Annotated in this window: 23 protein-coding genes; 10 read left to right on the top strand and 13 right to left on the bottom strand. The window is 54.1% G+C overall.

Annotated features, from left to right (window positions below; translation table 11 throughout):
* The first annotated feature begins 91 nt into the window (after window positions 1-91).
* The 9 genes from gmd (at window position 92) to DQ393_RS10405 (ending at window position 9,779) form a co-directional block, all read left to right on the top strand.
* On the top strand, window positions 92-1,078 hold the full coding sequence (gene gmd / locus DQ393_RS10445; protein ID WP_112341682.1) for a GDP-mannose 4,6-dehydratase: 987 nt from the start codon (window positions 92-94) through the stop codon (window positions 1,076-1,078).
* A 15-nt stretch (window positions 1,079-1,093) separates the two neighbouring features.
* A complete protein-coding gene (locus tag DQ393_RS10440; protein ID WP_112341681.1) occupies window positions 1,094-2,044 on the top strand; it encodes a GDP-mannose 4,6-dehydratase in 951 nt (316 codons plus the stop codon).
* A gap of 45 nt (window positions 2,045-2,089) precedes the next feature.
* Window positions 2,090-2,875, top strand: coding sequence for an ABC transporter permease (locus DQ393_RS10435; protein WP_112341680.1), 786 nt, complete (start codon window positions 2,090-2,092; stop codon window positions 2,873-2,875).
* On the top strand, window positions 2,875-4,107 hold the full coding sequence (locus tag DQ393_RS10430) for an ABC transporter ATP-binding protein (RefSeq protein ID WP_112341679.1): 1,233 nt from the start codon (window positions 2,875-2,877) through the stop codon (window positions 4,105-4,107). Before DQ393_RS10435 ends, DQ393_RS10430 begins: the two co-directional genes overlap by 1 nt.
* A 1-nt stretch (window position 4,108) precedes the next feature.
* A complete protein-coding gene (locus DQ393_RS10425) occupies window positions 4,109-4,969 on the top strand; it encodes an FkbM family methyltransferase (protein ID WP_112341678.1) in 861 nt (286 codons plus the stop codon).
* On the top strand, window positions 4,969-5,955 hold the full coding sequence (locus DQ393_RS10420; RefSeq protein ID WP_112341677.1) for an FkbM family methyltransferase: 987 nt from the start codon (window positions 4,969-4,971) through the stop codon (window positions 5,953-5,955). Before DQ393_RS10425 ends, DQ393_RS10420 begins: the two co-directional genes overlap by 1 nt.
* 71 nt (window positions 5,956-6,026) lie before the next feature.
* Complete coding sequence (locus DQ393_RS10415) at window positions 6,027-7,277, top strand: hypothetical protein (protein WP_112341676.1); 1,251 nt, start codon at window positions 6,027-6,029, stop codon at window positions 7,275-7,277.
* The gene (locus DQ393_RS10410; RefSeq protein WP_146758971.1) at window positions 7,258-8,667 is read left to right on the top strand and encodes a glycosyltransferase family 4 protein; all 1,410 of its coding nucleotides are present in this window, start codon (window positions 7,258-7,260) and stop codon (window positions 8,665-8,667) included. The genes DQ393_RS10415 and DQ393_RS10410 overlap by 20 nt, the downstream gene beginning before the upstream one ends.
* A complete protein-coding gene (locus DQ393_RS10405; RefSeq protein WP_112341674.1) occupies window positions 8,664-9,779 on the top strand; it encodes a glycosyltransferase family 4 protein in 1,116 nt (371 codons plus the stop codon). The genes DQ393_RS10410 and DQ393_RS10405 overlap by 4 nt, the downstream gene beginning before the upstream one ends.
* Window positions 9,780-10,366: 587 nt before the next feature.
* Here the strand turns inward: DQ393_RS10405 and DQ393_RS10400 are convergent.
* The 5 genes from DQ393_RS10400 to traG all read right to left on the bottom strand — a co-directional run bounded on the left by DQ393_RS10400 (window position 10,367) and on the right by traG (window position 17,218).
* Window positions 10,367-12,235 carry a hypothetical protein gene (locus tag DQ393_RS10400; RefSeq protein WP_112341673.1) on the bottom strand — a complete coding sequence of 623 codons (1,869 nt, stop codon included), beginning with the start codon at window positions 12,233-12,235 and terminating at the stop codon, window positions 10,367-10,369.
* Window positions 12,236-12,268: 33 nt separating this feature from the next.
* A complete protein-coding gene (locus tag DQ393_RS10395; protein WP_112341672.1) occupies window positions 12,269-13,162 on the bottom strand; it encodes a lysylphosphatidylglycerol synthase domain-containing protein in 894 nt (297 codons plus the stop codon).
* Between the two features lie 37 nt (window positions 13,163-13,199).
* On the bottom strand, window positions 13,200-13,823 hold the full coding sequence (locus DQ393_RS10390) for a class I SAM-dependent methyltransferase (RefSeq protein WP_112341671.1): 624 nt from the start codon (window positions 13,821-13,823) through the stop codon (window positions 13,200-13,202).
* Between the two features lie 182 nt (window positions 13,824-14,005).
* Window positions 14,006-15,025 carry a glycosyltransferase family 2 protein gene (locus tag DQ393_RS10385; RefSeq protein WP_245430297.1) on the bottom strand — a complete coding sequence of 340 codons (1,020 nt, stop codon included), beginning with the start codon at window positions 15,023-15,025 and terminating at the stop codon, window positions 14,006-14,008.
* Between the two features lie 279 nt (window positions 15,026-15,304).
* Window positions 15,305-17,218 (bottom strand): Ti-type conjugative transfer system protein TraG, encoded by a 1,914-nt coding sequence (gene traG / locus DQ393_RS10380; RefSeq protein WP_112341670.1) that lies wholly within the window; start codon window positions 17,216-17,218, stop codon window positions 15,305-15,307.
* 48 nt (window positions 17,219-17,266) lie between these two features.
* On the opposite strand from traG, the gene DQ393_RS33395 reads away from it, so the two are divergent.
* Window positions 17,267-17,431, top strand: coding sequence for a hypothetical protein (locus DQ393_RS33395; protein ID WP_181592312.1), 165 nt, complete (start codon window positions 17,267-17,269; stop codon window positions 17,429-17,431).
* 85 nt (window positions 17,432-17,516) lie between these two features.
* Here the strand turns inward: DQ393_RS33395 and rctB are convergent, their stop codons facing one another.
* From rctB to DQ393_RS10330, 8 genes are all read right to left on the bottom strand, one after another.
* The gene (gene rctB, locus DQ393_RS33785; protein WP_245430296.1) at window positions 17,517-17,954 is read right to left on the bottom strand and encodes an SMa0974 family conjugal transfer regulator; all 438 of its coding nucleotides are present in this window, start codon (window positions 17,952-17,954) and stop codon (window positions 17,517-17,519) included.
* A 75-nt stretch (window positions 17,955-18,029) separates the two neighbouring features.
* Entirely contained in the window at window positions 18,030-19,289 is a 1,260-nt protein-coding gene (locus DQ393_RS10370; RefSeq protein ID WP_112341669.1) for an aminotransferase class I/II-fold pyridoxal phosphate-dependent enzyme, read from the bottom strand.
* Window positions 19,290-19,538: 249 nt separating this feature from the next.
* Entirely contained in the window at window positions 19,539-20,261 is a 723-nt protein-coding gene (locus DQ393_RS10365) for a winged helix-turn-helix transcriptional regulator (protein ID WP_112341668.1), read from the bottom strand.
* Window positions 20,262-21,190: 929 nt separating this feature from the next.
* Window positions 21,191-22,087: a nucleotidyltransferase and HEPN domain-containing protein gene (locus tag DQ393_RS10355; protein ID WP_112341666.1), complete on the bottom strand. Its 897-nt coding sequence runs from the start codon at window positions 22,085-22,087 to the stop codon at window positions 21,191-21,193.
* 666 nt (window positions 22,088-22,753) lie between these two features.
* Window positions 22,754-23,785 carry an extracellular solute-binding protein gene (locus DQ393_RS10345; protein ID WP_245430295.1) on the bottom strand — a complete coding sequence of 344 codons (1,032 nt, stop codon included), beginning with the start codon at window positions 23,783-23,785 and terminating at the stop codon, window positions 22,754-22,756.
* Window positions 23,786-23,869: 84 nt separating this feature from the next.
* Window positions 23,870-24,622: an ABC transporter permease gene (locus tag DQ393_RS10340; RefSeq protein WP_112341663.1), complete on the bottom strand. Its 753-nt coding sequence runs from the start codon at window positions 24,620-24,622 to the stop codon at window positions 23,870-23,872.
* A gap of 97 nt (window positions 24,623-24,719) precedes the next feature.
* A complete protein-coding gene (locus tag DQ393_RS10335; RefSeq protein WP_112341662.1) occupies window positions 24,720-25,619 on the bottom strand; it encodes an ABC transporter permease in 900 nt (299 codons plus the stop codon).
* A gap of 2 nt (window positions 25,620-25,621) precedes the next feature.
* On the bottom strand, window positions 25,622-26,728 hold the full coding sequence (locus tag DQ393_RS10330; protein WP_112341661.1) for an ABC transporter ATP-binding protein: 1,107 nt from the start codon (window positions 26,726-26,728) through the stop codon (window positions 25,622-25,624).
* Window positions 26,729-26,792 lie beyond the last annotated feature (64 nt).

Genomic DNA, 26,792 nt, shown 5'->3' with positions numbered 1-26,792 from the left:
AATATTGATAGCCAAGTGTTGCGCATGCGGTAGAGCTCAGCGAACTTGGTGCCCCCGCGCGATATAAGTGTGGCAATAATGGAGATGGAACTTGGCGAAGAAAGCGTTGGTAACGGGCATTACGGGTCAGGATGGGGCCTATCTTGCCGAGTTGTTGCTGCAGAACGGTTATGAGGTTTACGGACTTGCACGTCGCTCCAGCACCGCGGATGTTAATCTCACTCGCTTGCAATGGCTGGGCATCGAGGGTGACGTCCGCATTGTCGACGGCGATCTCCTGGATCTTTCCGGTCTTATCAGAACGGTAAAGGACGTAAAACCAGACGAAGTCTATAATCTTGGAGCTCAATCCTTCGTCAAATCGTCGTGGCAGCAACCTCTGTTGACTGGTCAGGTGACGGCCCTCGGCGTGACGAATGTCCTGGAGGCGGTTCGCATCGAAAGGCCTGAAGCTCGTTTCTATCAGGCTTCCTCCTCCGAAATGTACGGGCTCATTCAGGAGCCGATGCAGTCGGAAGAAACACCTTTCTATCCGCGTTCTCCCTACGCGGTTGCCAAGCTCTACGGCCATTGGATTACCATCAACTATCGTGAAAGCTTCGGCTTGCACGCGTCGAGCGGCATTCTCTTTAACCATGAATCTCCGCTTCGCGGCATTGAATTCGTCACCCGCAAAGTGACGGACGCGGTCGCTCGCATCAAGCTTGGCTTGGCAAAGGAGCTGCGACTCGGAAACATCGATGCCAAGCGCGATTGGGGCCATTCGAAAGACTATGTCCGCGCCATGTGGATGATGCTTCAGCAGGACGTTGCCGACGACTACGTGATCGCGACCGGCCGCACGACAACCGTCCGCGACATGTGCGCCATTGCTTTCAAGCATGCCGGTTTGAATATGGAGGATCATCTTGTAATCGATCCAGAACTTTTCCGTCCGGCTGAAGTGGATGTGCTACTTGGCAACCCAGAAAAGGCTCGGAAAAAATTCGGATGGGAGCCTAAGATTGGTCTTGAAGAGATGATTGTTGAAATGGTCGAGGCTGATCTTAAGCGGCTTGCACGCCTCAAAGCTAGCTGAAAGTGGTGAGCTGACATGTCGTTTCGGCATCGAATACTGGTCACGGGAGGTACCGGCTTTGTCGGTACCTGGCTGTGCCGAGAACTGGCTACCCGCGCTGAGGCCGGCGACATCGAAGTGCTGATCATCGGTCGGGACGAGGCTTCCGCAATGGATGTCGATGTCACCGATCGCGAACGCACCAGCGAATTGATCCGCCAGACTCGGCCGACAGCTGTCGTTCATCTCGCAGCCGTCTCAGCGCCGACGACTGCACGGAGGGATCCTGCTCGCGCTTGGGCGGTAAATTTCCAGGGTACGATGAACCTCGCCGAGGCGGTAATCAAGAATTCGCCGGAAGCTCGTTTTATCTTTGCCAGCAGCTCGGAGGTCTATGGCCAGTCATTCGAGGAGCAGGCGGGTATGCCGGTTGATGAGAACGTCGTACTAAAGCCGACGACCACCTACGGCGCAACAAAAGCCGCGGCAGATATTCTGGTTGGCCAGCTCTTTCATGACGGGTTGCGTTCCGTCCGCTTTCGGCCGTTCAATCATACTGGGCCAGGTCAGACTGAATCTTTTGTAGTACCGGCTTTTGCCAAGCAGATCGCTCAGATTAAGGCCGGGCTGGTCGAGCCGGTGATCAAGGTGGGAAATCTTTCCGCATACCGTGATTTCCTCGACGTACGCGATGTCGTGCGTGCCTATGCCGCAGCCGCTCTTGGTGAAGGCCGTGAGCTTGATGGTCGCGTGTTCAATCTTGCATCCGGTAAACCGGTGCAAATCAAGGCGATACTTGAGCAATTGATTTTGTCATCTGGGCTCGATATCACGGTGGTGACCGATCCAGAGCGTGTCCGTCCCGTCGAAATTTCTCGGGCAACGGGCGATGCGCGTGTCGTTCATAAAGCGCTTGATTGGATGCCCTCAATTGATCTAAGCACGACCATTGCGGATGTGCTGAGCGATTGGACGCGCCGCGTCTAATAGGCCAAGCGGCCAGTTTCCATCATTTGGAGGGAGAGTTCTGTTTTGTTGAAGAGCCTCTGGCAATACCGACATTTCATCGCGTCGTCGATACGCGGAGAGCTCAAAGGGCGTTTTGCCCGTTCCTATTTCGGAGGCTTCTGGTTCATTTTGCATCCTCTGGCGCAGGCATTGATCTTCTCGATCGTCCTAGCCGAGGTCATGCGTGCGCGCATGCCAAACATTGACAGTCCTGCCGCCTATCCGATTTATCTTTTGTCGGGCATGGCCGCATGGGGACTTTTCAGTGAAATTCTAAATCGCAGCATGGGCATTTTTATCGAGCAGGCGCACGCGATGAAAAAAATCGCATTTCCACGCCTATGCCTACCGATCATCGTCTGGGGCAGTGCTTTAATCAACCATGTACTGCTGCTTGTGGCAATCGCCGTCATTTTCCTGTTTTTCGGACACTTTCCAGGGCTTGCTTGGATCTATCTCATCCCGGGGATGGCACTTATTTCGGCCATGGCCTTCGGAATCGGTGTTTTCCTTGGTGTTCTCAACGTCTTTGCCCGAGACATTGCGCAAGTCATGTCCGTCGTCCTGCAGCTCTGGTTCTGGTTCACTCCCATCGTCTATGCCAAGAACGTCATTCCGGAGAAGTTCCATGCGATTGTGGATCTCAATCCGCTGACGACACTCGTCGGCATCTATCAGAATGCGCTACTTCTCGATCAGGCGCCGTCAATCGTTAGCCTGATTCCCTCTGCGGTGATTGGCATTGTGGCCGTCATAGCTTCCTTCTTTCTCTTCCGCAGAGCGAGCCCTGAACTCGTGGATGCCCTCTAATGACCAACGTGTTGACTGTTTCCGGCGTCGGCAAGTGCTATGCCGCCTACAAGAGTAATTTGCAGCGTTTCGCAACCTGGTTTGGGTTGCAGGTAACGCCCGTTTCACAATTCTGGGCGAACCGCGATATTAGCTTCAGCGTAAAGCGAGGAGAAGCGCTAGCGCTTATTGGCCAGAACGGCGCTGGCAAGAGCACGCTGCTAAAGATCATCACCGGTACAGTGCGGCCGACGACCGGCAATGTCGGGGTGCATGGCCGCATCAGCGCCATTCTGGAACTCGGTCTCGGCTTCAATCCGGAATTCACCGGACGTCAGAACATCCTCCATGCTGGTGGTCTGATGGGCATGTCGCAGCAGGAACTCACAGCGATGATGCCCGACATCGAGGATTTCGCCGAAATTGGCGAATTCTTCGACCAGCCGACACGCGTCTATTCGAGCGGCATGCAAGCTCGGCTTGCCTTTGCGCTCGCGACGGCGAAGCGCCCGGAGGTCCTGATCGTCGACGAAGTACTTTCGGTCGGTGACAGCTATTTCCAACATAAGAGTTTTGACCGCATTCGGCAATTCAAGGAAAAAGGCACCTCGATCATCCTGGTTACCCATGGCCTGGCTGATGTACGTGCGCTCTGTGACAGGGTGATCCTTCTCGATAAGGGAACCATGATCAAAGATGGTTCGCCCGACGAAGTGGTCGATTTTTACAACGCTATGATCGCTGCTCGTGAAGGCGCGAAGGTCGAGGTCGAGCAGAAACGGCAAGAAAACGGCTGGCTTACGACCCGGTCGGGAACGTTCGACATCTACGTAAGTAGTGTGGCATTGTTGGACGAAGTAACCGGCGAAAGAATGCAAACGTCGCGCGTGGATCAACGTCTGGTTTTAAAAGTCAGCGCCCGCGCCAAGAAGGATATTCCGAAGGTCGTGCTGGGGATCATGTTGCGTGATCGGACCGGTCACGTGATCTGGGGAACTAACACGTGGCATAGCAAGCAGGTTCAAGAGGATGTTCGCGCGAATGAAACTCTAACCTTCGAGCTCGCCTTTGCCTGTTCACTTGGTCCGGGATCCTATAGCTTTTCAACGGCGATTACCGGAAGTGATACGCATCTGAGTGAAAACTACGAATGGCAGGACAATGTCGTTGTGTTCGATGTAGTGAACGTTAGTCGGCCGATTTTTATCGGAACGACGGCCCTGGACGCTCGGATGGCGATATCGAGAGATTAAGATGGATACGCTCGAACGTACACTGATGACTATAAGCTGCCGCGATGCCGACCGCATACCTAAAGTTCCGGACGCCGGCCGCATTCGGCAGCTTCCGGGTCAGGTCGTGCAGTTTATGCACAATGGCCTTCAGGTGGTCGCTGGCGGTTATCACGGTGATTGGATGGCCCATATCATCCGCGCGTTGGGCGGTCATCATGAGCCTCAGGAAGAGAGCCTCTTCTTTGATCTCTTGAAGTATGCGCGGCACAATTCCCTGTTCGTTGAACTTGGCGCATTCTGGGCTTACTATACGCTTTGGTACTTGAAGGATGTTCCGGGATCGCGAGCCATTTGCATCGAGCCGGATTCCGGAAATTTGGCAATTGGCAGGAAAAACGCTGCCTTGAACCAGATGTCCGATCGCATTCGGTTCCAAAATGCTTGGGTAGGCGGGCAGTCTGTCGAGAGTCAGACGGGCTATTGCGAAAGCACAAATGAAAACGTGACGCTGCCGTGCCTGAACATGGACGACATTCTTGAAATGGCGCAGGGCGAGGTCATAGAGATCTTGCACATGGATGTCCAAGGAGCCGAGCTTCCCTTCTTGCAGTCGTTGAAAATCGCCGTTTCATCAGGCCGTATTCGGTTTGTCGTCGTCTCCACACATCACAGTTCGATCTCCGGCTCGAGAACTACTCATGAAGATTGTTTGCATGCCATTAAACAACTGGGCGGTTTGGTGCTAGCCGAACACAACGTGCAAGAGTCCTTCAGTGGCGATGGTCTCATTGTAGCCAGTTTCTTTGCGCAAGATCATAAGCTCCATTTCTCGGAGATCAGCCGGAACGAGCCGAAAAACTCGTTGTTCCCGGAATCGTGATGTTTATCTCCTACGCTCAAAATTTCGAGGATGTCATCCTCTGGCGCGCACTCGGGCATATTCCGCACGGCTTCTACGTAGATATCGGCGCTCAAGATCCGATCGTTGATTCAGTTAGCCGCGGCTTCTATGAACAGGGTTGGCGTGGAATTCATATCGAGCCGGCCCCGGCTTACGCCGAAAAACTGCGCCAGGATCGCCCCGATGAAGTGGTCGTGCAGGCGGCTATAGGTGCGAGCGACGGCAATCTACGCTTTTTCGAATTTCCGCAGACTGGACTGAGCACCGGTGATGAAGCCATTGCTGAGAAACATCGGCAGCAGGGTTTTGCGGTTCACGAGATCGAGGTGTCGATGCGCCCTCTTGGGCCGCTATTGGATAGCTTCTCCGGACGTGATGTGCACTGGCTGAAGATCGATGTCGAAGGCATGGAGAGCGCGGTTATTGAAAGCTGGCCACCATCTCAGATTCGGCCATGGATCGTAGTCGTCGAGGGCACTAAGCCTCTCTCCAGCGAGCCGGTTTCAGCGACTTACGAAGCCATCCTGTCCGACATGGGATATGATTTCGTCTATTTCGACGGCCTGAACAGGTTCTATCTGTCTCAAGATCATAAGGAGTTGATGAAGCATTTTCTCACGGGCCCGAATGTCTTTGATGAATATGCGATTGCCGGGAGAGCGAGTTCGACAATTGCCAATTTGTTGAATTCGCAAATTTCGGAATTGATGGAAAGTGGAAGGCGGTTGCAGCAAGTCGTCGATGAGCAGAGAGATATTATCGATGAAAACAACCAGGCCATCGCCGGAATGCGGCAAGTGATCGATGAAAGCGATCGAGCCATAGCGATACTCAATGAGAAACTTACGGGTTCGGAACGTCGTGGAGATGCATTGGCGGGGCAGATGGAGGCCATCCATAACAGCCTCTCTTGGCGCATAACCGCGCCTCTCCGTGTATTGAAAAAGCTGCTTTGGCGTGGTTAAGGACCGACAATGTACGCGCATGCTATATCGATTCCTACCCCAAGCGTCTTCCAAAGGAGCATTCTTTAAACATGCCGGCCACGCGAACGATTCTCATTCTAAGCACTTACCCTATTGTGGAGCCGAAGCACGGCGGACAGGTCAGGTTACTGAACATCAAAAAGGCCTATGAAAAGGCAGGGTGGGACGTTGTCACAATAGCTGTTTACCCGGAGGAGTCCTATTCCAAGGCAGTCGCTGGTGATAATGACATTCCTTTCCCGGCCCACAGCCCCTACCGCTTCTTTGAGGGACGGAATATCCCCTTCGTTACAGACCTGGTAACGGGAAATTTTGCGGCAGCCGAAGATGGCGCGTGGCCGGATCTTTTAAAGCGCCTTCCGGCAAGGCTTGATGCAATCCACGTCGAACAACCTTGGTTGTGGCCGGCCGCCGTCAAGCTGAAGACGATGCCTGGATACGCTTCCGCATTGATGATCTATGGGTCTCAAAATATCGAAGAGCCACTGAAACGTGACATCTTTAGGGATTTTGGCGTCACCGCGGGAGATGCGCTCGAAACATTGCAGTCGCTCGAAGTCGAGGCGGCCCGAAGCGCCGATATCGCGGTCGCAGTCACACAGGAGGAAGTGGACGTCCTGAAAAGCTGGGGCGTCGATGAGGCGGTGCTCGTGCCAAATGGTATTGCAAGCTGGGACGCTGATCCGGGTGCCTTAGCGGAGTGGCGAGAGAAGCTCCCCAAATATCCCTGGCTTCTCTATGTTGCCAGTGCTCATCCTCCGAATTTCACTGGCCTCGCGCAAGTTTTTGGCAGTTCGTTGGCGTGTTTTCCCCCGCAGTGCCGACTGGTGATCGCTGGCGGCGTCACCGAGCATGCCTATCGTGTGTTGAATGAGACAAGATGGTCCGAACTCAACCTTTCGCGCATGCAGCTTCTATTTACGCTTTCCGATCGGGATCTTGCAGCTGTGAAATCGCTGGCCCATGGTTTCGTTTTGCCGATACCTTTTGGCGGTGGCTCGAATATCAAAACGGCGGAGGCCTTGTATTCGGGTGCATATGTTGTTGGCACACCGCAGGCGCTTCGTGGTTTCGAGACATTCTCCGATCTGCACGAAGTCTATATTGGTCAGGACGTGAAGGGTTTCCAAAAAGCTATTCGTAATGTCTTGTCCCTACCTCCGAAAATGCCGCTTGAGAAGAATTCCCCGCCATTTGAGCGCCGGAGGAGCCTGCTTTGGGAAGTTAGGTTGGAGCAACTGACGAAAGTCGTAGAAAATGCAATGACGAAGAAGGTGCGCAGTGGGCAAGATTTGGTTTGATGTAACGTCGATCCTTCTATGGAACCGTCCAGCCGTTGGTGTGATTCGCGTCGAGACAGAGTGCGCGAAATATGCTTTGGAGCATAATGGTTCTTCAGTGGGATTTTGCCGCTATGATCATGGCGTGGGATATGTTCCCGTTTCCGCTGATGAGGTGCGGCGCACAATTGATCGTATAAACCAGACGGTTAAGCCACAACACGCCAATGCTGTAAATAGTCAAATTCAGCAAGTCCAGCCTATCGGTACGCCGCTTATAGTGCGCGTGGCGGTAATCACGAGACGGGTTCTTAATCGCCTGCCGCGCCGGATCGGTGACGCGACTTTCAGCTATTTGTCTAGACGGCGGGGTGCGGCATATGCGGCGATCAATGGCCTGCGGGAGTTCCGTACAGCGCTTCGCGCTTGGCACAATCCTATGCCCGTTGCCGGACTGCCGGGCGCTGCGACGCAACCGTCCAAAAAAGCTCTCGTGTTTGAAAGGGACGATGTCTACATTTCCTTGGGATTAGATTGGGATCAAAAGAGCACCGTCTACATCGCGGAGAAAAAGGCTCAAGAAAAATTCAAGGCGATTTTCTGCTGTTACGATGTCATTCCTGTTAAGCTACCGCATCTTTGTGTTGGTGACGTTGCCGCGAAATTCGCACGCTATTTTTCCGATCTGGCCTGGTGCGCCGACGAATTCGTCAGTATTTCCGAGTGCAGTAAGCGCGACCTGATCGAACTTTTGGATGAGCTTGGTGCGCCAACACCCGAGACGACCGTGATCACGCTCGGCAGCCATTTGCCGGCATCGAATGGCGATCAGGTTTCAGAAGAGACCAAGAGGGCTGCTGGGGATCGCTATATCTTGTTTGTCTCCACCATCGAGCGACGCAAGAATCACGAGACGCTCTACAGAGCCTATACGCGCCTCGTCGATCAGGGAGTTAAGAACCTCCCAAAGCTAGTGTTTGTTGGCATGCCCGGCTGGGGAGTTGCGGATTTTCTCGCAGATCTGCGTTTTGATCCACGGATGAAGGATAAAGTGCAACTGCTGACGAATATTAGCGACCCAGATCTCGCATGGCTTTACAGAGAAGCGATGTTTACAGTCTTTCCCTCGCTTTACGAAGGATGGGGGCTCGCCGTCGCTGAAAGTCTTGCGGCTGGCAAATTCTGCCTTGCATCGAACGCCGCTTCCATTCCGGAAGTCGGGGGCGATCTCATCGAATATCTCGATCCTTGGGATGTGCCACGATGGGCTGAGAGGTTGAAATGGTATTTCGATAATCCCGAATCGCTTGCGCGCGCCGAAAACCGTATACGGAAGGAATACAGTGCGCCCAAATGGGAGGACACTGCCAAGGTCGTCTTCGGCCGAGCAGAAGCGCTCTTGGCCCAATGAGGATAGGGGTCGACGCACGCAACCTCGTTCCGGAGATGAGCGGCTTAGGGCGCTACGTTTCCGAGATGGTTCGGCATTTAGCTGCCGGCGAGCATCGTATCTATCTTTATCTGCCGGAGCCGCCCAAGGTGGCAATTCCAGACCACCCAAATGTTGTCGTTAGGTTTGCCAAGGCCCATGGCGGTCTTGCACGGACAATTTGGGCGCAGACAGTTTTGCCGATGTCGGTGCGACGCGACGAGATCGATCTCTTTTGGGGGCCTGCACATCGGCTGCCTCAATTGCTCGATAGACGCATTGCCCGCGTTGTCACCATCCATGATCTTGCGTGGCGTCACGCAGCCGCCACTATGCGCTTCAGGAGCCGGCTCGCGGACAGGTATTTCATGAGGCCGGCGGTCCAGCTTGCAGATCGAGTCATCGCCGATTCCCGGGCGACTGCTGAGCAGCTAGCGGCGGAGTATCCTGGTATCGGAAGGAAAGTGCGGGTTGTCTATCCGGGTTTGACACCGCTTGATGTTGGATCGACGGTGAGGAACGCGCTTGAAGCATTTAATATCGACCGGCCGTTCGTTCTTTTCGTCGGCACGCTCGAGCCCCGTAAGAATCTCACGAATCTTTTGAAGGCTTATGCACTCTTGGATCAAGCTCTTCGCAACAATTTGCTGCTGGTGGTCGCAGGTGGACAGGGATGGAAGCTTGGAAGCCTAAAGGAGCAGATTTCAGCGCTAGGCGTTTCGTCATCAGTGCGACTGACCGGGTATGTTTCAGACGAACAACTTGCGTCTCTTTACGCCAATGCAAAGTTTCTTGCGATGCCGTCTTTCTACGAGGGCTTTGGTTTTCCCATCATCGAAGCAAACTCAAAAGGCATTCCGGTATTGACCTCAAACCGCTCCGCAATGCCTGAGGTGGCGGGAAATGCTGCGTTGCTGGTAAATCCGGCTAATGCAAATGAGATTTCGAATGCAATGACGCGATTGGCCACGGATACCAAACTGCAAGCCAACCTGGCATCTGCCGGGCCGATCAATGCCGCTCGATTTCAGTGGGACAAAAGCGCTTCAGCGCTTCTGGAGATTTTCCAGGAGGCCATCGGAAAAAGGAAGTGACTGCGATTCTCGACTCAACAGCGCTATCGGAACCTGGAATTTATCCAACACTGGCCGCCGTTGTGTATTGTTATCCCCGCGATATCTGGCCGTTCGGGAATATATTTGAATCTCGTCAGTCTCTCACGGATCAGTCTCCACTGATTATTCTGAAACAAATCAAACAACTCACCCTTAATCATCTTGGAGTGTGTTCCAACCGATCGAGCGCGTGCCTTTGACATATCTATTAGAGATGAAAGAACAGAGGTCTCCATACCCTGGATGTCAAGTGAGCGTCCAGCGAACGCATTTTTTGGGTGCCGAGAGATGGAAGCTATAGTCCGCGTTTCATCTCATCGGCCATGATGCGGTCGTGGAGTGCTCCCCGTTTCACCGGACATGTCGGCTAGTTTGATTTAGCCCTGATGAACTGCCGTGGGGAAGCCATCTTGAGCGCGGAATGGGGATGGATTTCGTTGTTGTTTCGGCTCTCTCGCGTTTGTCACTTTCGGAAAATACGGTGTGCAGCGATTAGCACCGACTGCACCATTCACGAGCCTGCTACACAACTTAAATCAAACAGCCTACGGCAAACTCGGCGCGGTTCAATCTATACCAGCGGCGAGTTGCCGCCGCAGCCTGACCGTTGCAAAGAGATCACCGTCTGCTACCTCAACATCGGGCAATTGTTCTATCTCTTGGATAACGGGCCGAAGCATAATTTTCCGTTGATCCGGACAGTAAAATCCAGGGATGGCATTCCAATCTTCTCTTGAAACCTCTGTCAGTTTGGCCCTAGTTTGATCGACGCACGGCCAGAGATGAGCGGACCAAAGCATGTGGAAATAGGGTATTACCACTACGTCGGCATTCCTATCTCGGAGCATCTTGGTAATAAGCGAAATCTTACTTGTCTCGAGCTCCCCACTCAGAGCTGACATAGCCGGGGGCCAGTTTGCTTGCGCGGATGTCAGGTTCTTATCGCCGCCTATATTGAATGTGCGGAAGCCAATAGCGGGGGCTAAGTAGTTTGCTATAAAATCGTTTCCCCACGGTGCAAAAGCGACCACTTCATTTCGTTTGAGGCTAACGCGTAGTTTTTCAATTAAGTCTTCGTCAACTTGGAGGAATTGCGCTCTGTTGTCCGTTAGGGAGCGATATCTTTGAGGAAGATTTGGAATATTTAAGAAGGTAATCAACATCAAGATAGCAACGGGCGCCACGCTGCCTGTTCGAGACGATCCCGCCCAGACGATAACACACGCCCACAATGCCAATATCCCAAGGGCAGACCATCGATAAGACGCTCGCATGGATTTAAACCCTGGCAGGGTTTCCGAGATCCACGTGCTACCTGTCGGCCCGAGACCATATTCGGCAGGCATCATTGCGCTCTGCTGTCGAGGCTGAGTTATCTGAACGTGCTCGGGCTTAGTTGCGTTTATTTTTAAAGTGGGCCCAAGTGCCATGAAGAAGCCAACGATCGCCAGAGCTAAAAAGCCTGTTGCCACGCTGCGCTTCCGCCTAACTTGCCACCAAGCAAATAGCCCAGCCAGAATTACCGGAAGCGAGAAAGTTGTTCTCCAAACCGAGGCGTCACCGAAATACACCGCATCGGTACGAGGTACACTTACCCCTAGAAGATCCAAGAACCAATGGAAACCTTTTGTTGGTACAGCGACGAAAGATAGATCGAGCCCCCATCCACGAAAGAAATCTATAGGGCTCGTCTCGAACTGACCTTTCCCAACGTATAGCATGTACGCGAGATATGCCAAGTAAAAGTTTGTAATTTGAACGGGTAGTGCAATTGTAATTAAGTATCTACGTTTTGATATATCAGTCAATAAAAAGTAAAAATAAAGTATACTGGATCCTATGGCGAACATAATAAAAGTATATCCGTCCATGAATACAGAGAAAAAGGCGGCGACAAAATGTAGAAAAATAGCTGATTTTGTGCCGGATACTAGTGGGTGCTGAAACAAATTCAACGCTACTAGGAAGTAAAAGGGCAGCAGGGCGATTCCCAACGAAAGCATGGAGTAGTCAGCGTGCGCCCAGATGGTGGGCATGCTCATCCAAGTCATAGCACTGAGGATAGAAACCGAACGGCTTGCTCCAAGCGTGCGGGAAATGAGATAGGCAGAACACAACGCCAGTATCAACCAGAGGGCAACCATTCCGGCATAAGCGTCGGAAGGGCGTAGCCCCAGTCGGATTAACCAGCTTTCGGGCAGAGCGCCGGCTAGGCCAAACGCAATTGCAGCCGGTTTCGGAAATCCGAAGTCATGCGCGTATATGCTATACAAAGCTCCGTTGGCGAATGATTTAGCAAAACCAGTTGTCCAGACTGCCTGCCCCAGTGTGGGTGTCATCAAGAACGGGACGGCGCCATGGAAAAACAGCGTTAGGCCCACCGCTAAGATTGCGAAGGCCTTTTGGCGAGTGGTCCAATTATCGACTTCCGACATGTTTGCTCCGAAAATTCCAAAGGATGAGTTGGCTTATTTTTCGAACTCAAGAAGCATGATGACCGTGGCAACAAGAGCGTCTCCGACGGTCGTCACAAAACGATATCCAAGTGCGACTGCAGTTGCTTCGGCCGTAGGCAGGCCCGCTGCAGAGAGGCCGGCAATAAGGATAGTCTCGCGGACACCAAGCCCCCCGGGTGCACCCGGAACGACGAAACCGACCAGCCATGCCGCAGCTCCGATGCCGACCAGTTCGGACACCCCACCAGCAGTGGAAAGGCTTTTGCAGAGTGCGGCTAGCAGCAATCCGCTTCCAATGAAAAACAATGCGTAAATAGCGAAGGCTACTGCGGCTGCGGCCAATGCTTTTCGCCCGGTTCCTGCTATCCTCTGGCGAACAATCGCAGTTGCGCCAACGGCCAGGACGGCAATACCGCCTACAACTAGAACGTTGACGAAGGTTGGAGCATCGATGCCACGTTCCTTGAGTGCATGGACTAAAACCGCTCTTGCCAACAGTGCCGAAATGCCTGCCGCTGCCAGGAGGATGGTGAGCAATTCCGCTATTTGAGCAAAAGCAAGGGCCTTGTTCGATGCTCCCGCGCTTCTAGCGAGACGGTAGCGCCCGATCATGTGAAGTACGTTGCTAGGCAGGTATTTGTAGATTTGGGTTTTTCCATAAATTGCAAGCGCACGTCCGATACCGAACGGGGGATCATCGATGGCAGTCAGTAGCCGGTGCCACGCTAGTCCACAAAGTTGGAGGATCATCGCATACACGAAAACGGAGCCAGCAACGGCAAAAAGAAATAATGGGGAAGCAAGCTGTTGTTGAAGGCTGTCCAGCGAACGGTAGATAGTCCGACCAACGAAGGCAAATGCGGCTAAGCTAACAATGACACCGACAATGCGGACGACAGGCTTCATTCGGTTTGCCTGCGCTGCCAGGCTTTCCGGCGTCGTCTCAATCACAGCGGCAAAGAACCATCGTCCAGGGAAGGGGCGTCCGGACCTTAACGACTTTCATCGTTTTTCCCAGCATACTGATAAAATTGGCGGAGGACCAATGCTGGATATGACCGGGCGTATTGCCCAGATCCGTGATATATTTTCCTCGGGCCAGATTGAGTATGCGCCAGATGGGCTCTCTCGGTACGCTGAGGAGGAGATACGGATTTGCGAGCGATTTCAAAACGGCCAACGCACGCTCGGTTTGGGGAACATGCTCCAGCACTTCACAACAGATCACCAGTTCAGCGGATGCTTCCTCCCGCGTCAGATCGAAGAGTGATCGGGCTTCAAATCTCGGCGTGATACCGCGCGTTACGCACTGCTGATTGGCTTCCGCGACACTCGACGTCTCGAGATCACTTCCACTGACGTCCCAGCCGCGGTCGTGAAGGCGCATCGACAAATTGCCTTCGCCGCATCCAACCTCGTACACTTTGCGAGCTCCGGTCTTTTCCGTAAGCTCATCGAAACTGTCCAGGAAGCCATTCATCAAATAGCGGGCGATAGGATTGCGCGTGTTGTACTTGTCATAATAGTTACCGGGGACATTCTCGTATATTGGCGGCGTTTCAGTCATTTTATTTCTTCCTGCTCACGACGCGGTGAGATGCCCGAGGCCCTACCTGTCTTCGATTTCCATCACAAAGAGCCGAATGGCGCCAGAGAGAATTAGTTATATTCTATCGACCTGAGCCAGAAATCCCGGCCGCGTGCCCTTTTGTGGAATGGTCATAGGCGGGCGTCAATCCGGATATTTGATCACCCTCGCGCCTTTGCTTTCTTTTTCGGTTCGCCGGGCGTCTCGGCTGGCTGGCCATCGCGACCAGCCTGTGAGAGGCTGCGCAGTTCTTGCTGCAACTGCCGTATCCGGACCTCTTCTAGCAATTGCCGGTTGACAGCGATGAGTTCGGCGAGAATTCCGCTCATGGCAAGAATACCTGCGAGCGCAAGCAGCGCACTCGAGAGGACGAGCGACTGGATGTTGCCGCTACCATGGCCGGCCATATAGTTATAGAGGAAGCGCAAGACCATCAACGTTCCCGGTATTGCGACAACCGCCGCGCAGGCGGAGAAGAAACGCAGCGGGCTGTAGACGATGAATATTCTAACAATCGTGATCAACGAGCGACGGACGTAGCTCCCTACACTCTTAACGAGCCTCGACGGTCGCAGGTCGCCGTTTACCCGGATCGGCACGGAGGTGATCGGAATATTCTTGCGCCCCGCCTGGATAATCGTTTCCAGCGTGTAGGTGTATCGGTTGAAGACGTTCAATTGCACTGCCGCGTCGCGATGGATAGCGCGAAAGCCGCTGGGAGCATCGGTGACGGTCGTATCGCTTGCCAGCTTCACGGTCCAGCTACCAAACCTCTGCAGTATTTTCTTGATGGGCGAGAAGTGTTCTATCTCGCTGATCGGTCTGGCGCCTACTACGATCTGCGCACGCTTTTCCAATATGGGACGGACCAAGTCAGGAATGCAAGACGCATCATATTGATTGTCGGCATCGGTGTTGACGATGACGTCAGCCCCGAGTTTCAGCGCTGATTCGATTCCAGTCATGAAGGCTTTAGCTAAGCCCTGATTGTGTGACAACGAGATAATGTGGTCGACGCCGTTTTCGGCTGCAACCCGTGCCGTTCCGTCGGTCGAGCCATCATCAATGACGAGCCACTCCACCGTGTCGAAACCCTCGACGTGACGCGGGAGATCAGCGAGCGTAACCGGCAAAGTTCCTTCTTCATTCAAGCACGGTATCTGGATAATGAGTTTTCGCAATGTAAGTCTCTTTAGCAACCCCAGTGGGATGCGCGTTTAGTCTGGATATAGTTCGAGAGCAATTCACTTATTTCTATGAGATTGCGTCATCAACATCAGGCGTACTTTATACCGTTTATGATTTAAGTTAAGAGCGCATACCGTCGTAAGCCGTCGGCAAGTTTCATCATGTTTTGCGACTGCCAGTCGCTACCAGATTTGCCCATCAATCTCAAATACTGGCTGTCGACTTTTCTCTCTTTGCCAGAATCTGTCAGGCTTCAGCTTTGTCACCAAAGCCTAGAACTTCGCAAAACGATTGACCCCTGCCGCCTCATCCATCTCCTTACGACGGAAATAAATCGCTCGCCCGCAGCGAATGGGACTGTGGCCCTGGACAATGATGATCTGTTCGTCTTTGCGCATCGACTGGGTGATTTCGTGCGGCATGATCAGCGGTCGACGCTGGAAACTGATGCTTTCGGATTTGCGGGCGCTGCTATTGGAATTGCTCCAGCCAATATTGCGCGAACGTCCCTGGACTTCAACGGTCATCTCTCCGCATTGGGCGGAGACATTACGTGCTGTATCGAGCGCCTTGATTGCGGCGTAGGACGTGAAGGCGCAGCCTTCGATCCAGGAAGTCGCTCCATCCTTCCCGAAATGACGCTCGAGCTGGCCGATCGATTGGTACATCAGCATCAGTGTGATGCCATACTTGCGCCCGCGGTCGCGTGCTTCTTCAAGAATACGCATGTAACCCAGCAGATCGACCTCGTCGAGCATGAAGAGCGCCCGGTGGCGGAAGTCACCGTCGGCCCGGACCATGGCATGGATCAGCGAGCCGCTGATCACTCGGCCAATGCCGGGATAGGAGCGCAGGATTGATGCAGGGATGTTGAGGAAGACATCCTTCCGCCCGGAGGCGATGTCGCTTGACTTGAATGCATTACCGCAGACGAGCGCAGCATAATTGTCGAGCGACAGCCATTGCGTATCCTTGGATGCGGTCGAATATACCCCGGAGAAGGTTTGCTCCGTCATGTTGGTGAAGACACCGAGCGTTTCGCGGATAAAGGCGGACTCGGAATTTTCCTGGATGTCGCGCAGCATGGCAAGCACCGACGGTTCTGGCTCAGAAACGATCAGGCGCAGGCTACGCAAGTTGCGGCGGCCGGCATAATCGGGCGATAGCATCACGTGAGCCAGAAGCCCAGTTAGCAGATTGTGCGCCTGGTTCTGGAAGTAGGAGCCTGTCGAGGTGTCGAAGCGTAGGCTTTCCGACAAAAGCATATGGGCGATACCAACGATGTCCTCTTCCTTGCGCGTCGATCTCTCGATTCCATCAAGAACGTTGAAGCCCATAATTGGATTGGTGGGATCGAGTACCATAACTTCGCGACCGAGCGCATGGGCGCGATGCTCGAGGACCATCGGCGCGATCTCCGTCGATGGATCGAGACAGATCAGCGGCCCCCTGTAGCGTAGCGCCGTCGGGATGACATTGCTGGTCGTCTTGAAGCCGCCGGAGCCCGCGAAGAATAACATATGGGTGGAATCGAAATTCTGACTGAAGGTCATGAGTGGTGCCTTGCCACCTTGCCCCCAAGTCTCGTGATGCATCGGATCAAAAGGCAATTTATGCACGCGATCACGGTCGACGCGGTAGCGCTCGCCAATGACGATCTCTCCGTCAGAGGGGAAGAGCTTAGCCACCTCCGACATAGACAGCCAATCGGCGTCGCCGAAAATTCCGCGCTTGGCGCGCTTGATCGGATCGGACACTACGATCGAGATGCGCGCGGAGATAGCGACAATACCAAATCCGAGAATGGTCCCAGCAACCGCGAAAGCGTCGAGATAAGTGAGTGCCTCGTTCCATATGACGACGCCATTCTCCACCCATGGAACTAGGCGGGCATATTCCCGCAGGGCGTAAAAGCCTGCCACGCATAGAAAGCAAAGAAGGCTCGTGAAAACGATCGGCCGCCGGCGATGCAGCGGCAATGCCGAAACCGTCAGAAGTGAGGCAATTGGTCCAAGGACGAGATTGGGAAGAGGAGCCCCTCGCAGGAACCAATAGGAGATGCGTGGTGGCATGCCAATCGCCAAGTCCTGCCACTGCCATCCAGTGATACAGAGTGTTAGCGTTGTCACTGCGACCGGCACCAGGGTGAGCAGTAAGCTCGTATGTAGTCTGTCTTTCAGCGCCATGAAGAAACCTTCTCAGGCGTTAGTATTTCCGGTTCGTGATAAGGCACTTTGAATACTGTCCTTCTGGTCTGCCGACGTCTGCTCACTGTGCCGGACCAGTTCGGGCGTCTACGTGGTTCCGATCTTCTGGTTGATGGTCGCGCGGCGCGCGAGGCGCGCAACATCGCGACCACGGTGTTGACGGAATTGATGCCGCTGGTTCGCGCCAAGTGACCGAGGGCGGCGAGGTTGCCGAGCCGGAATGGCACTAATCCCATTACCAACCTCTAACCGATACCTCAGACCCTAATGCTCCCTTCTATGTGAAGGCAAGCGAGGCGGCACGTTCGGCAGGGAACCACTCGATTGCGTCATTGGAGATGGCCGCGAGTTTGAATAAGCTACCCTCTAGAAGCGTTCGAATTCCGTAGAAAATGACGAGGTCGTGGGCGGAAATGCGAACAAATAAACCTTCGTTGGTTGGCCGTATAATGGCGCAACCGTCGCCAAAGTTCAGAAACCTGTCGACTCTTTCGGAAACTGCAGATCGACTACCACACCGAATTTGTGTCCGCGTCCTGTCAGCGACCATATGGGTAGCGCTGATAATTCGGTGTCCTTCCTCGTATTCGAACCTTTTTCTTCGCCCTTTGAAGATTATTGAAGGGCATAGCTCGGCAGCGTGATGGCAAATCTGCTCAAGCCATAGATCGGAATCGGGTAAGGTGACGTAGGTTTCCGCGATATATTTCAGCATATCGATCTCGTCGGCCTTTAAGCTGGCGCTGCGGATAACTTCTGGTGTCAGTCAGAATGACACCGATTGGGTCGATCATGGATTTGTTCGTCGTTCGGCGAGCGCCTCGTTGATCGCATGTCCCAACTCTTCAATTTCCCGAATGCCGTGGCTGGCGGTAGGGCAGACCCGCAAACCGGCCTTGCCCTTTGCGACGGTGGGAAAGAAGATCGCCGAGGTATAGAAGCCTTTGTTGAGAATATAGGCCGCGGCACGAATGGACTGTCTTTCGTCGCCGAAGTCTATGGTGCGGATTGGTAGCTTTGAGCCGGCTTGCTCGCTGGCAACCATCCTGTCGAAAACAGCTAACCGATCCGCAAGTGCATCCTGGCGTAATTTGAGCTCATTAGTGCGGTGCAGCGCTTGAGACGCCATAGCAGCGCCGATTGCCGCTAAATTGAGCGACGCGGAAAAGGCGTAGGCGATCGAGAAGCGCCGGAACAATTCTTCCTGCCGAGGAGTACCGAGCATCAGCAAACCGCCCGATGCTCCAAAGCCTTTGCCGAGCGATGCGGCAATGATTGTACGCTCGCCAAGGGCTTCGCCGGCCTGGGATCGTACAAAGCCCTCCCCAGACTTCCCGAACAAGGAAATGCCATGGGCATCGTCGATATAGAGAAACAGACCGTACCGATCTTGGAGCGCGAGGAGGTCCGCGATTGGTGCGCTCCCGCCCATAGAATAAACCCCATCGCAAACATAGGCTACGCGATCGTTGCGCCGGCAAATATCTTCGAGTGCGTTCAGATCGTTGTGAGCAATCGTTTCAATCGGTGTTTCATTGGCGACGACCGGCTTGTGAAACGCAAGCGTCGCATGCGCCAACCGGTCGAAAACTATCGCAGGTCTTTTGTTCTCAGTGAGATATCCGGAGGCGAGGAGCGGTAGAGCTCCCATATTGGCGGCGAGGACGGTCGTGTAGGTTATAACCCGTGCCGCAAATAAGTCGGAGAGAGCTTCTTCCAGTTCGCCTAACAGGCTGAAATTAAGCCTCGTTCTTGCGCAGGACCAATGGAGCGCCTTGCATCGCTGCACCGCCTCTATTGCGCCTTCGAGGATGAGCGGATGATTGTCGAGGCCCAGATAAGAGCAGCGAACGAAGTCGGTCACTTGTCTCTTCTGACGCGTCGTGGGCAACAGGACGGAGCGATCCCTATCTGGGTCCGCGTAAAGCGCCATAACTCCTTCCTGCTCGGCCCCAGCAAGATTTTGATCGGCGGAAACGATCATGCTGAGTGTATTGCGGTAGGATCGCGACACAGCCGTAGCGGTGGGCGGATGATGATCATCGCTCATGGGAATATCCAAATTGTTCGTAGCGGAGCAGCGACACAACAGAAAATGGACATCTGCTGCAGCACATCGCATCTCATTGGCGACGCGATGCTATTTTATTGCCGTGGAATGGGTCTGCGAACAACGATCGTTTTGGTAATATTGTCTGAAGGTTCTGTGACGCCAATATTTCGAAAACGAAAGGCTTGATAAACACAGCAGGCGGAATGTCACATTGATGCTCACGGAGTTTCTCGGTGATCTCAGTGCTTACGAAGCCCGCTCTGCATTCTGACGCTCATCGAGCGCATAACCGGTGGCCCGCACCGTGCGGATAATATCGCGACCTAACACCCGTCTCATGCCCCGCCGGAGGCGCCCAACATGAACGTCGACGGTGCGGGGCTCCACAAAGGTACCTTGCGGCCATGCAGCCTCGATGAGAGCGTCTCGGCTGAAGACGTAGCCTGGTTTTTGTAGAAAATGCTGAAGAAGGCGAAATTCGATCGGACTGAGTTGAACGTCCATGCCATCGCAATCGACGCGCATGCTATCGAGGTGCATCGTGATTTCCGCATAAATAAGCGTATTGCCGGGGGGGCTCATCATGCAAGATTTCCCACTCGCGTCTGGCGATAAGTCTGACAGATAAGATAGAAAACGGTCTGGGTTGAAGGGGCGCATGAAAATCTCGCTTACGCCAGTTTTGAGCACTTCGAGATAAAGTTGCTGATTGCCTGCTCCCACGAAGACCGCGATCGGTGGTGTTTTGTCGGCCAGTGCTTCCTTGATCTGGCTAACAAGATCGCCAATACGGAAGGCGTCGCTATGATAGTCTATTATCAAGGCCACCAAATCATGGGATTTCACACCAGCGAGAGCCTCCTCCGCTCCTTCCACCAGTGAAGGTTCAAAACCTGTCATGTTGAGGATCTGGGCGAGCAGAAGGTAGAATTCGTAATCCTTGGAACAAATGAGGATGAGTGGCTTCATTGATGATAACCTTTCGATCAGTGGGCCGCAGCACGCGGACGATGAGAGGGGCAAAGATTCCGCATAACCTTTCGGTATTTTGACGCAACAAAAATACACCCGGTAATTGCGATCTTGCCTGCGTTCGCTGAAAATCGCTGTATTTTACCTGTCATAAATTCGCATTGCACGTAAAGAGAGAAAATGATATTTTCTCAATCACAATTTTGTTGCATCAAAAAGGAGGCGCTTCGCGAGCGAGTTCGTTCGGCTCGCCCAAGATTCAAGGTTGGTGTATGTTGAGATGAAATGGGAAGTGGCCAGGGATCACACGACACATGCGGCATCCGCGGTCGTGACTCACTTGTGGGAACAAAGTCCGGCCAAACTTCGTCCCGTGCCGGACGTTCACGGGAGAGCTTCCTATGACTTTTGCGGATACATCAAAATATCGCCAGCCACCGTCCTCGGCTGATGACATCTCTATTTGGTGTGGTAAGGACCCTGCACTCGCGGCCTTGGCCGCAAAAGCGGCCTATGGACCTGATGCCACGCTTGCTGTGGCTTGGTGCGCTTTAGGCGCGAAGGTGGACGGACGTGCCGCCGACAGCCATTTCTGGTTCGAAGTTTTTTGCCTCCTGAGCGCTAGGGAAACGCAGATGCGGGCTCTTCGGCCGGCGCGGCGCGGATTCGGTGACGCGGACGGCAAACTGAATTAGGTTTCCTTTGGCCAAAACTGGTTGGGCGGGACCGATGTATCTTCCTGCATCTCGGTAACGTCCCACCGCTCGGGTATCGGCCCGACGCTAAGCGATGGGAGTGCGGATAGAGGGGGTTTCCGAGGTGGGGGAGCGGCTGGGGACGGTGATCCAATAAGTGCCAACTGTCTGGTGATCGATAGCGGCGGGCGGCCGGAGCAAAGAACGTCGATAAGCGATTGCCAACAGCGCTTAGAGCTTTTGCCGCAGCTTTTCGATATGCTCTTCACAAATCGCTTTTACCAATTGCTGTAGTGCGCCTGTACGTTCGCCAAGCCAGACGAGCGCTTCTTCGGTGATCTTGAAATGCTCGGAATAGCGGGCTTTCACATAGGCTTGGTTGATAATGTTGAACCAGGCAGTATAGCGTTGACTATCTTGTGGCCAGATCTCGGCAAGCCGCTGATCGCGGCCTTCGGCAAGTGTCCTTAAATGGTTGAGGTTGTGTGAGGCAGGGCTGTAATTCGTCAATGTCAGGAGTAAGGTCGAATACGCCTGTTCAATCGCTTGATGGAGGAGGAACGCCGCTTCGTCCGTATCGCCCTCGCTTGCGGAAAAGCGGGCAACTTTAAGAAATTTTTCGCTTCTGTGAAATCTCTTAAAATGTTGTCGAGCGGCGCGATATTCCTCCGCTGGTGTGAGTGTCTTTGGCTCGGCAAGTTCCTCGTCGTCGAGTTCGTAAAGAACGATGCCGTCGCGACGGATTTCGCTGAAGAAATAATTGCCGAGTTTCAGTGCCGTGTTGACCTCACGCAACGAATGCACGGCAAGGCTCACCGGCGGCTTGATGATGCGCGGAAAGCGGTCGGCCGCCTTGCGCCAGTATAGGCCGAAGTCGGTCAGCTTGCGATTGTTGACGATCACCAGCAGATCGTAGTCGGACTTATAGCCTTTGCCGGTATGCTCTTCATCGACCCAATTGCCACGAGCATAGGAGCCGAAAAGAATGATCTTGAGGATGCGACCCTTCTTCTTGAAATCGGCCGTACCTTCCTTCAACGCATCCTCGAATTCTTCATGCACGATCTCGACAATTCGCGACAGTTCGAGGCGTTTGCGTTCCGGCAGATGATCGAGGCTGAACTTCATGGAGAGCGGGACCCTTTCTGATGATTCCAGTTGTAGGTACGATCCGACTACAACGCCAGTCCGATATTGATTCTATGCAAGGCGGATAGGTAGCAGAAGAGATCTTTCAGCCCTTCGATCGAATTCGGATTTCGAGGGCGCCTGCCCAATAATCTGCCCTGCGCAGGTCACGGAAAAATCCGAATGTTCGCTTTATGTTCTTATATAGCAAATGAGAAGTCAAGTTTAACTTCTGAGCATGAAGGTGGTGGTTCATCTCTTTAAATGCCGCACCTAAAGACCAAATAGCTTGCGGACATTGTCTCCTCAGAGACTCCAGGCGCTTATGTGTTTGCGAAATGTCCGTTCGCCGGAGTCTTTTGGGCATCCAGCCGTGAATTGTCTCGACGCTTTGCAGGCCGAGACATTTGGGATTCAACACCAGGACCGCAGGCGCGGTCACTGCGGTCGAGGCTATCATCAGCGAAATTCCAATCTTCCACCTCATTAGGCAAGAGAGGCCCGCCCGGCTTCGAGCCTTTCTGCTCGCAGGCGGACCTCTTGCAGAGGTGTATTGGGGTGCGCCGGCGTCGAGCGTTCATTCAATGAACGATCGCTAAACACTCATCTTTCAAACGTCGTGGCACCGTATGATCATGCACAATGTTTTCACGTCGTCATCCTGTTTTAGCGAACCCAGTTGTTCCACTTCTCCAGTAACTCCGAGGCATGATCGTTGATCCATTTGGCATCTGGAATGACGATGCTGTCGCGCACGTCTTCGGCGCTCGGCATCTGGTCGCGAACTGCTTGCGGCATTATCATAATCGCCGCGCTGCTAGGTGGCGTGCACAATAATGCCTCGCACACCTTGGCCTGGATATCAGGGGAATCCAACCAGAAGGCGATGAGTTTCAGAGCATTGTCGCGATTGGGCGCTCCCCTGATAACGGTGAGGCGATCGCCCACCAGAAATGCCGCCTTGTTCGACCAGGCGATTGAACGGCCTTCCGCCTTAAGCGCGCTTGCCCTCGTTAGCCAGATTTGTCCGATGCTGTAATCGCTCGAACGGAACCCCTGGACGCTCTGATCCCCGGTTTTCCACCAGAGCGAGATGGACGGCCGCAATGCGTCAAGCTTCTTAAGAGCGCGATCGACGTCGAGCGGAAACAGGTTCTCGCGTTTGACCCCATCTGCCAAAAGGGCAGCTGCCATGACGCGCCACGGATCGTCGAAATTCGGAAATGAGCGTCCGCCCGGGAACTTTGAAGTATCCCACATATCCGCCCAGGTGACCGGCTGGTTGCCTTTGAAGGCTTGCGGATCGTAGGCCATCAATGTGGCTGTCGAAAACAGCCGCACGCCGGCCGGGATGCAAGCATCGGAAACGAGATCCTGACGGTCCCTAAATTGTGTGCAAAAACTGTCAAGTGGTTCGGAAATCGCGAGATGATCCTTTGAGCTCACTTGGATTTCTCCATCGGGGTAGAGATCCCAGCTGACATTGCCGGTTTTCACCATCGCGGTCGCCTTAGCGCGCATCTCCGCGTTGGTCGCCGCTACAGAAACGACCTGTATACCAGTCTTAGCGGTGAACGGCTCGAACCACCATTTGCGTAGCACCGCATCATAGGCGCCGCCAGTCGTGGCGATTACGACCTGCTCACTGGCAAGTGCCGGAACGGGTGTCTCTCCCAGAAGAATGGCTGCGCAAAACATAGCAACGCCGCTCAGCCGGATGGCTGCTCTTATTGTCATCAATTTTTCCCTCTTATTGTCCCGCCTACAGCGGGTGTTTTGCCGCTAGTGCTGCTCCCGGCGGCTGTTCAGGAGATGTATGGAGCCCATCAAAAGCAGCGAAACGGCAACAATGATGACCGAGACGGCGGCAATGACAGGTGTCAGGTTGAAATCGATGTCCTCGAACATTTTCCGGCTGATCGTCTTCCCGCCGGTATCTGAGATGAAGAATGCCACGGTCGCCTCGTCAAAGGAGGTCAGGAAAGCAAAGACCGCGGCCGTCGCGACCGCCGGCGCGAGATTGGGAAGTGTCACGGCAAAGAAGGCTCTGAGCCGGTCCGCTCCGCAGCTCAAAGCCGCCAATTCCAGCAACGGGTCCATTCTCTCCAACGCTGCGGAAACGATGATAACGACAAAAGGTACCGCCAGCACCGAATGGGCAAGGACGAATCCGGTCAGATTTCCTGTCAGTTGTAACGGTGAGAAGACCAGATAGAGCGCCACGCCGAAGACGATTGCCGGCACGATCATCGGTCCGAGGCAGAGGGCCTGCAGCAGTGCCTTGCCCGGTAGTTTGCCACGTACGAGAGCAACCGCCGCCATCGTCCCGATGGTCGTCGCTACCACCGTGGTTACCGCGGCGATCTGTAGGCTGAAAATGGTCGAGCGCAGCCAGTCGGGATCGGACAAATACGCTTCGAACCAGCGCAGGGTCAGCCCCTGCGGCGGGAACGTGATATAGGAGGCGTTGCTGAGTGCCAGTGGTATCACCAGCAGAGTCGGAAGGACGAGAAAGAACAGCACCGCCGCAATCATCAGATTGGATGCGTGTCGTCCCACTCGTGACCAGATCGGGCGAAACCGCCGGGCGTCGGATGACGATGTTGTCAATCGCTGCGTCAAGGGTTGAGATTCAATGGACACTGTTCAAACCTTTGCTGAAAGAGAGCGCGCGGCGAAAGAGCAGCACCAGCAGTAATGTCGCGCTGAGCAGGATGACTGACAGGGCGGCCGCAAATGGCCAATCCAGAAGGACGATTGTCTGCTGGCCGATGAGGGTCGCCATCATCAGCGCGCCGGGTCCACCGACTAGGGCGGGGGTGATGTAGAAGCCGATGGCGAGAATGAAGCAGATCACACAGCCGGCGAAGACGCCGGATAGGCTAAGTGGAAAGGTCACGCGCCAAAAGGCGACGATCCGGCTGGCACCGAGATTTCGTGCCGCCTGCTCATATGCGCTCGGCACAGAACGCAGGGCAGAATGGATCGGCAGGATCATGAAGGGCATCAGCACATGCGTCATCGCGAGAATGACAGCGCCCTCCGTATAGAGCATTTTCAGCGGTGTCGAGATAACACCGAGCTGGATCAGCCCGTCGTTGATGATGCCGTTGCGCCCTAGCAGCACGATCCAGGCATAGGAACGGACAAGCACCGAGGTCCATAGCGGAATGAATAAGCATGCCGTTCCGAGCTTTACCAACTTGCCGCGCATGCGCGCGATTGCATAGGCGGTCGGATAACCGATTGCAAAACAGGCAACGGTTACGATCGCCGCGATGCGGAAGGTTCTAAGTAGGACCTGAACATAAAGTGGACTGTCGAAGACACGCTGGTAGGGGGCAAGCGGAGCTTCTCCGGAAAGGCTGATACCGATAAGTCTGACCACCGGGTAGACGAAGCCTCCCGCCAAGAGGAGGAGCAGCGGCAGGATCAGCAAGATGGCCAATAGTGGCGAATAATGTTGGACCGACCCTGTGAGGATCCAGCTGCGGAAAGTGCCGGTCGATTGTCTCGCGAAGGATGACGCCATGATTAGACCCCCGCTTTTGCAAACAGCCGTAAGGCGTTCGCCTCTGGGATAACGTCAACCAAGTCTCCCTGATGAAGGCCTGCCGCCACATGCCCAACGGGCATCTGGATCTGGAGCAAACGATCATCGCTGTTCCGGGTTCGCACGAAGAAGAGGAAAAACGACCCGGCGAAAACGGTTGCGTCTATGGTGCCCGTCATAATGGCACCACGGTCGCGACCATGAGGCGCTAACGACAACCGTTCGGGGCGAACCGCGATAGTGACAGCTTGGCGAGAGGCAAAGGGGCTTGCCCCGCCTTCGTTAGCCGCGGTAGCAACGACGTTGCCGCCCTTAGGCCGTACCATGTGCTTCCCGTTATCTCGACCGAGATATTCGCCGTCGAGAAAGTTCATGCGACCAATGAAGTCTCCGACGAAGGCTGAGACAGGCGAATGGTAAAGATCGAGCGGTGATCCCACTTGGGCTAACCGGCCTTCTGCCACCACTGCAACGCGATCAGACATGGTGAGTGCTTCCTCCTGGTCATGCGTCACATAGACGACGGTCGCCCCAAGCCGTTGCTGCAAGCTCTTGATTTCCAATTGCAGCGCCTCGCGCAGTTTCTTGTCGAGGGCCCCAAGTGGTTCGTCCATAAGGAGAACAGGCGGCTCGAAGACGATCGCCCGAGCGACGGCGACGCGTTGCTGCTGACCTCCAGAGAGCTGATGGGGATATCGATCGCCGTAGCCGTCGAGATGTACCTGCGCCAGTACCGCCTCCACCTTGCGGCTGATGAGATCTTTGTCCATTCGGCGCATGCGCAACGGAAAAGCGATGTTGGCTGCCACCGTCAGATGCGGAAAAAGGGCATAGCGCTGGAACACCATACCGATGTTGCGCCTATTTGGCGCCATATAGGTAACGTCACGACGGCCGATCATTATCTGACCGTTGCTCGGGCTCTCAAAGCCGGCGATCATCGTGAGTAGCGTCGTCTTGCCGGAGCCCGAAGGACCAAGGATCGACAGGAACTCACCTGCCCGAATGGCCAGTGAAATGCCATCCACAGCAAGCGATGTGTCATATCGTTTTTCAAGCGCTTGCAGCGTAAGTGCTTCACCAATCAAAGTTCCTCTCCTTATTGTTGTCGTTGTGAAACGTGTTCGTTTGCGACGGCGTCGCGAGTTGTTC

The sequence above is a fragment of the Martinezella tropici genome (assembly GCF_003287875.1).
GTDB lineage: Bacteria > Pseudomonadota > Alphaproteobacteria > Rhizobiales > Rhizobiaceae > Rhizobium > Rhizobium tropici_C.
This window is presented reverse-complemented; position numbering and strand designations above follow the sequence as displayed.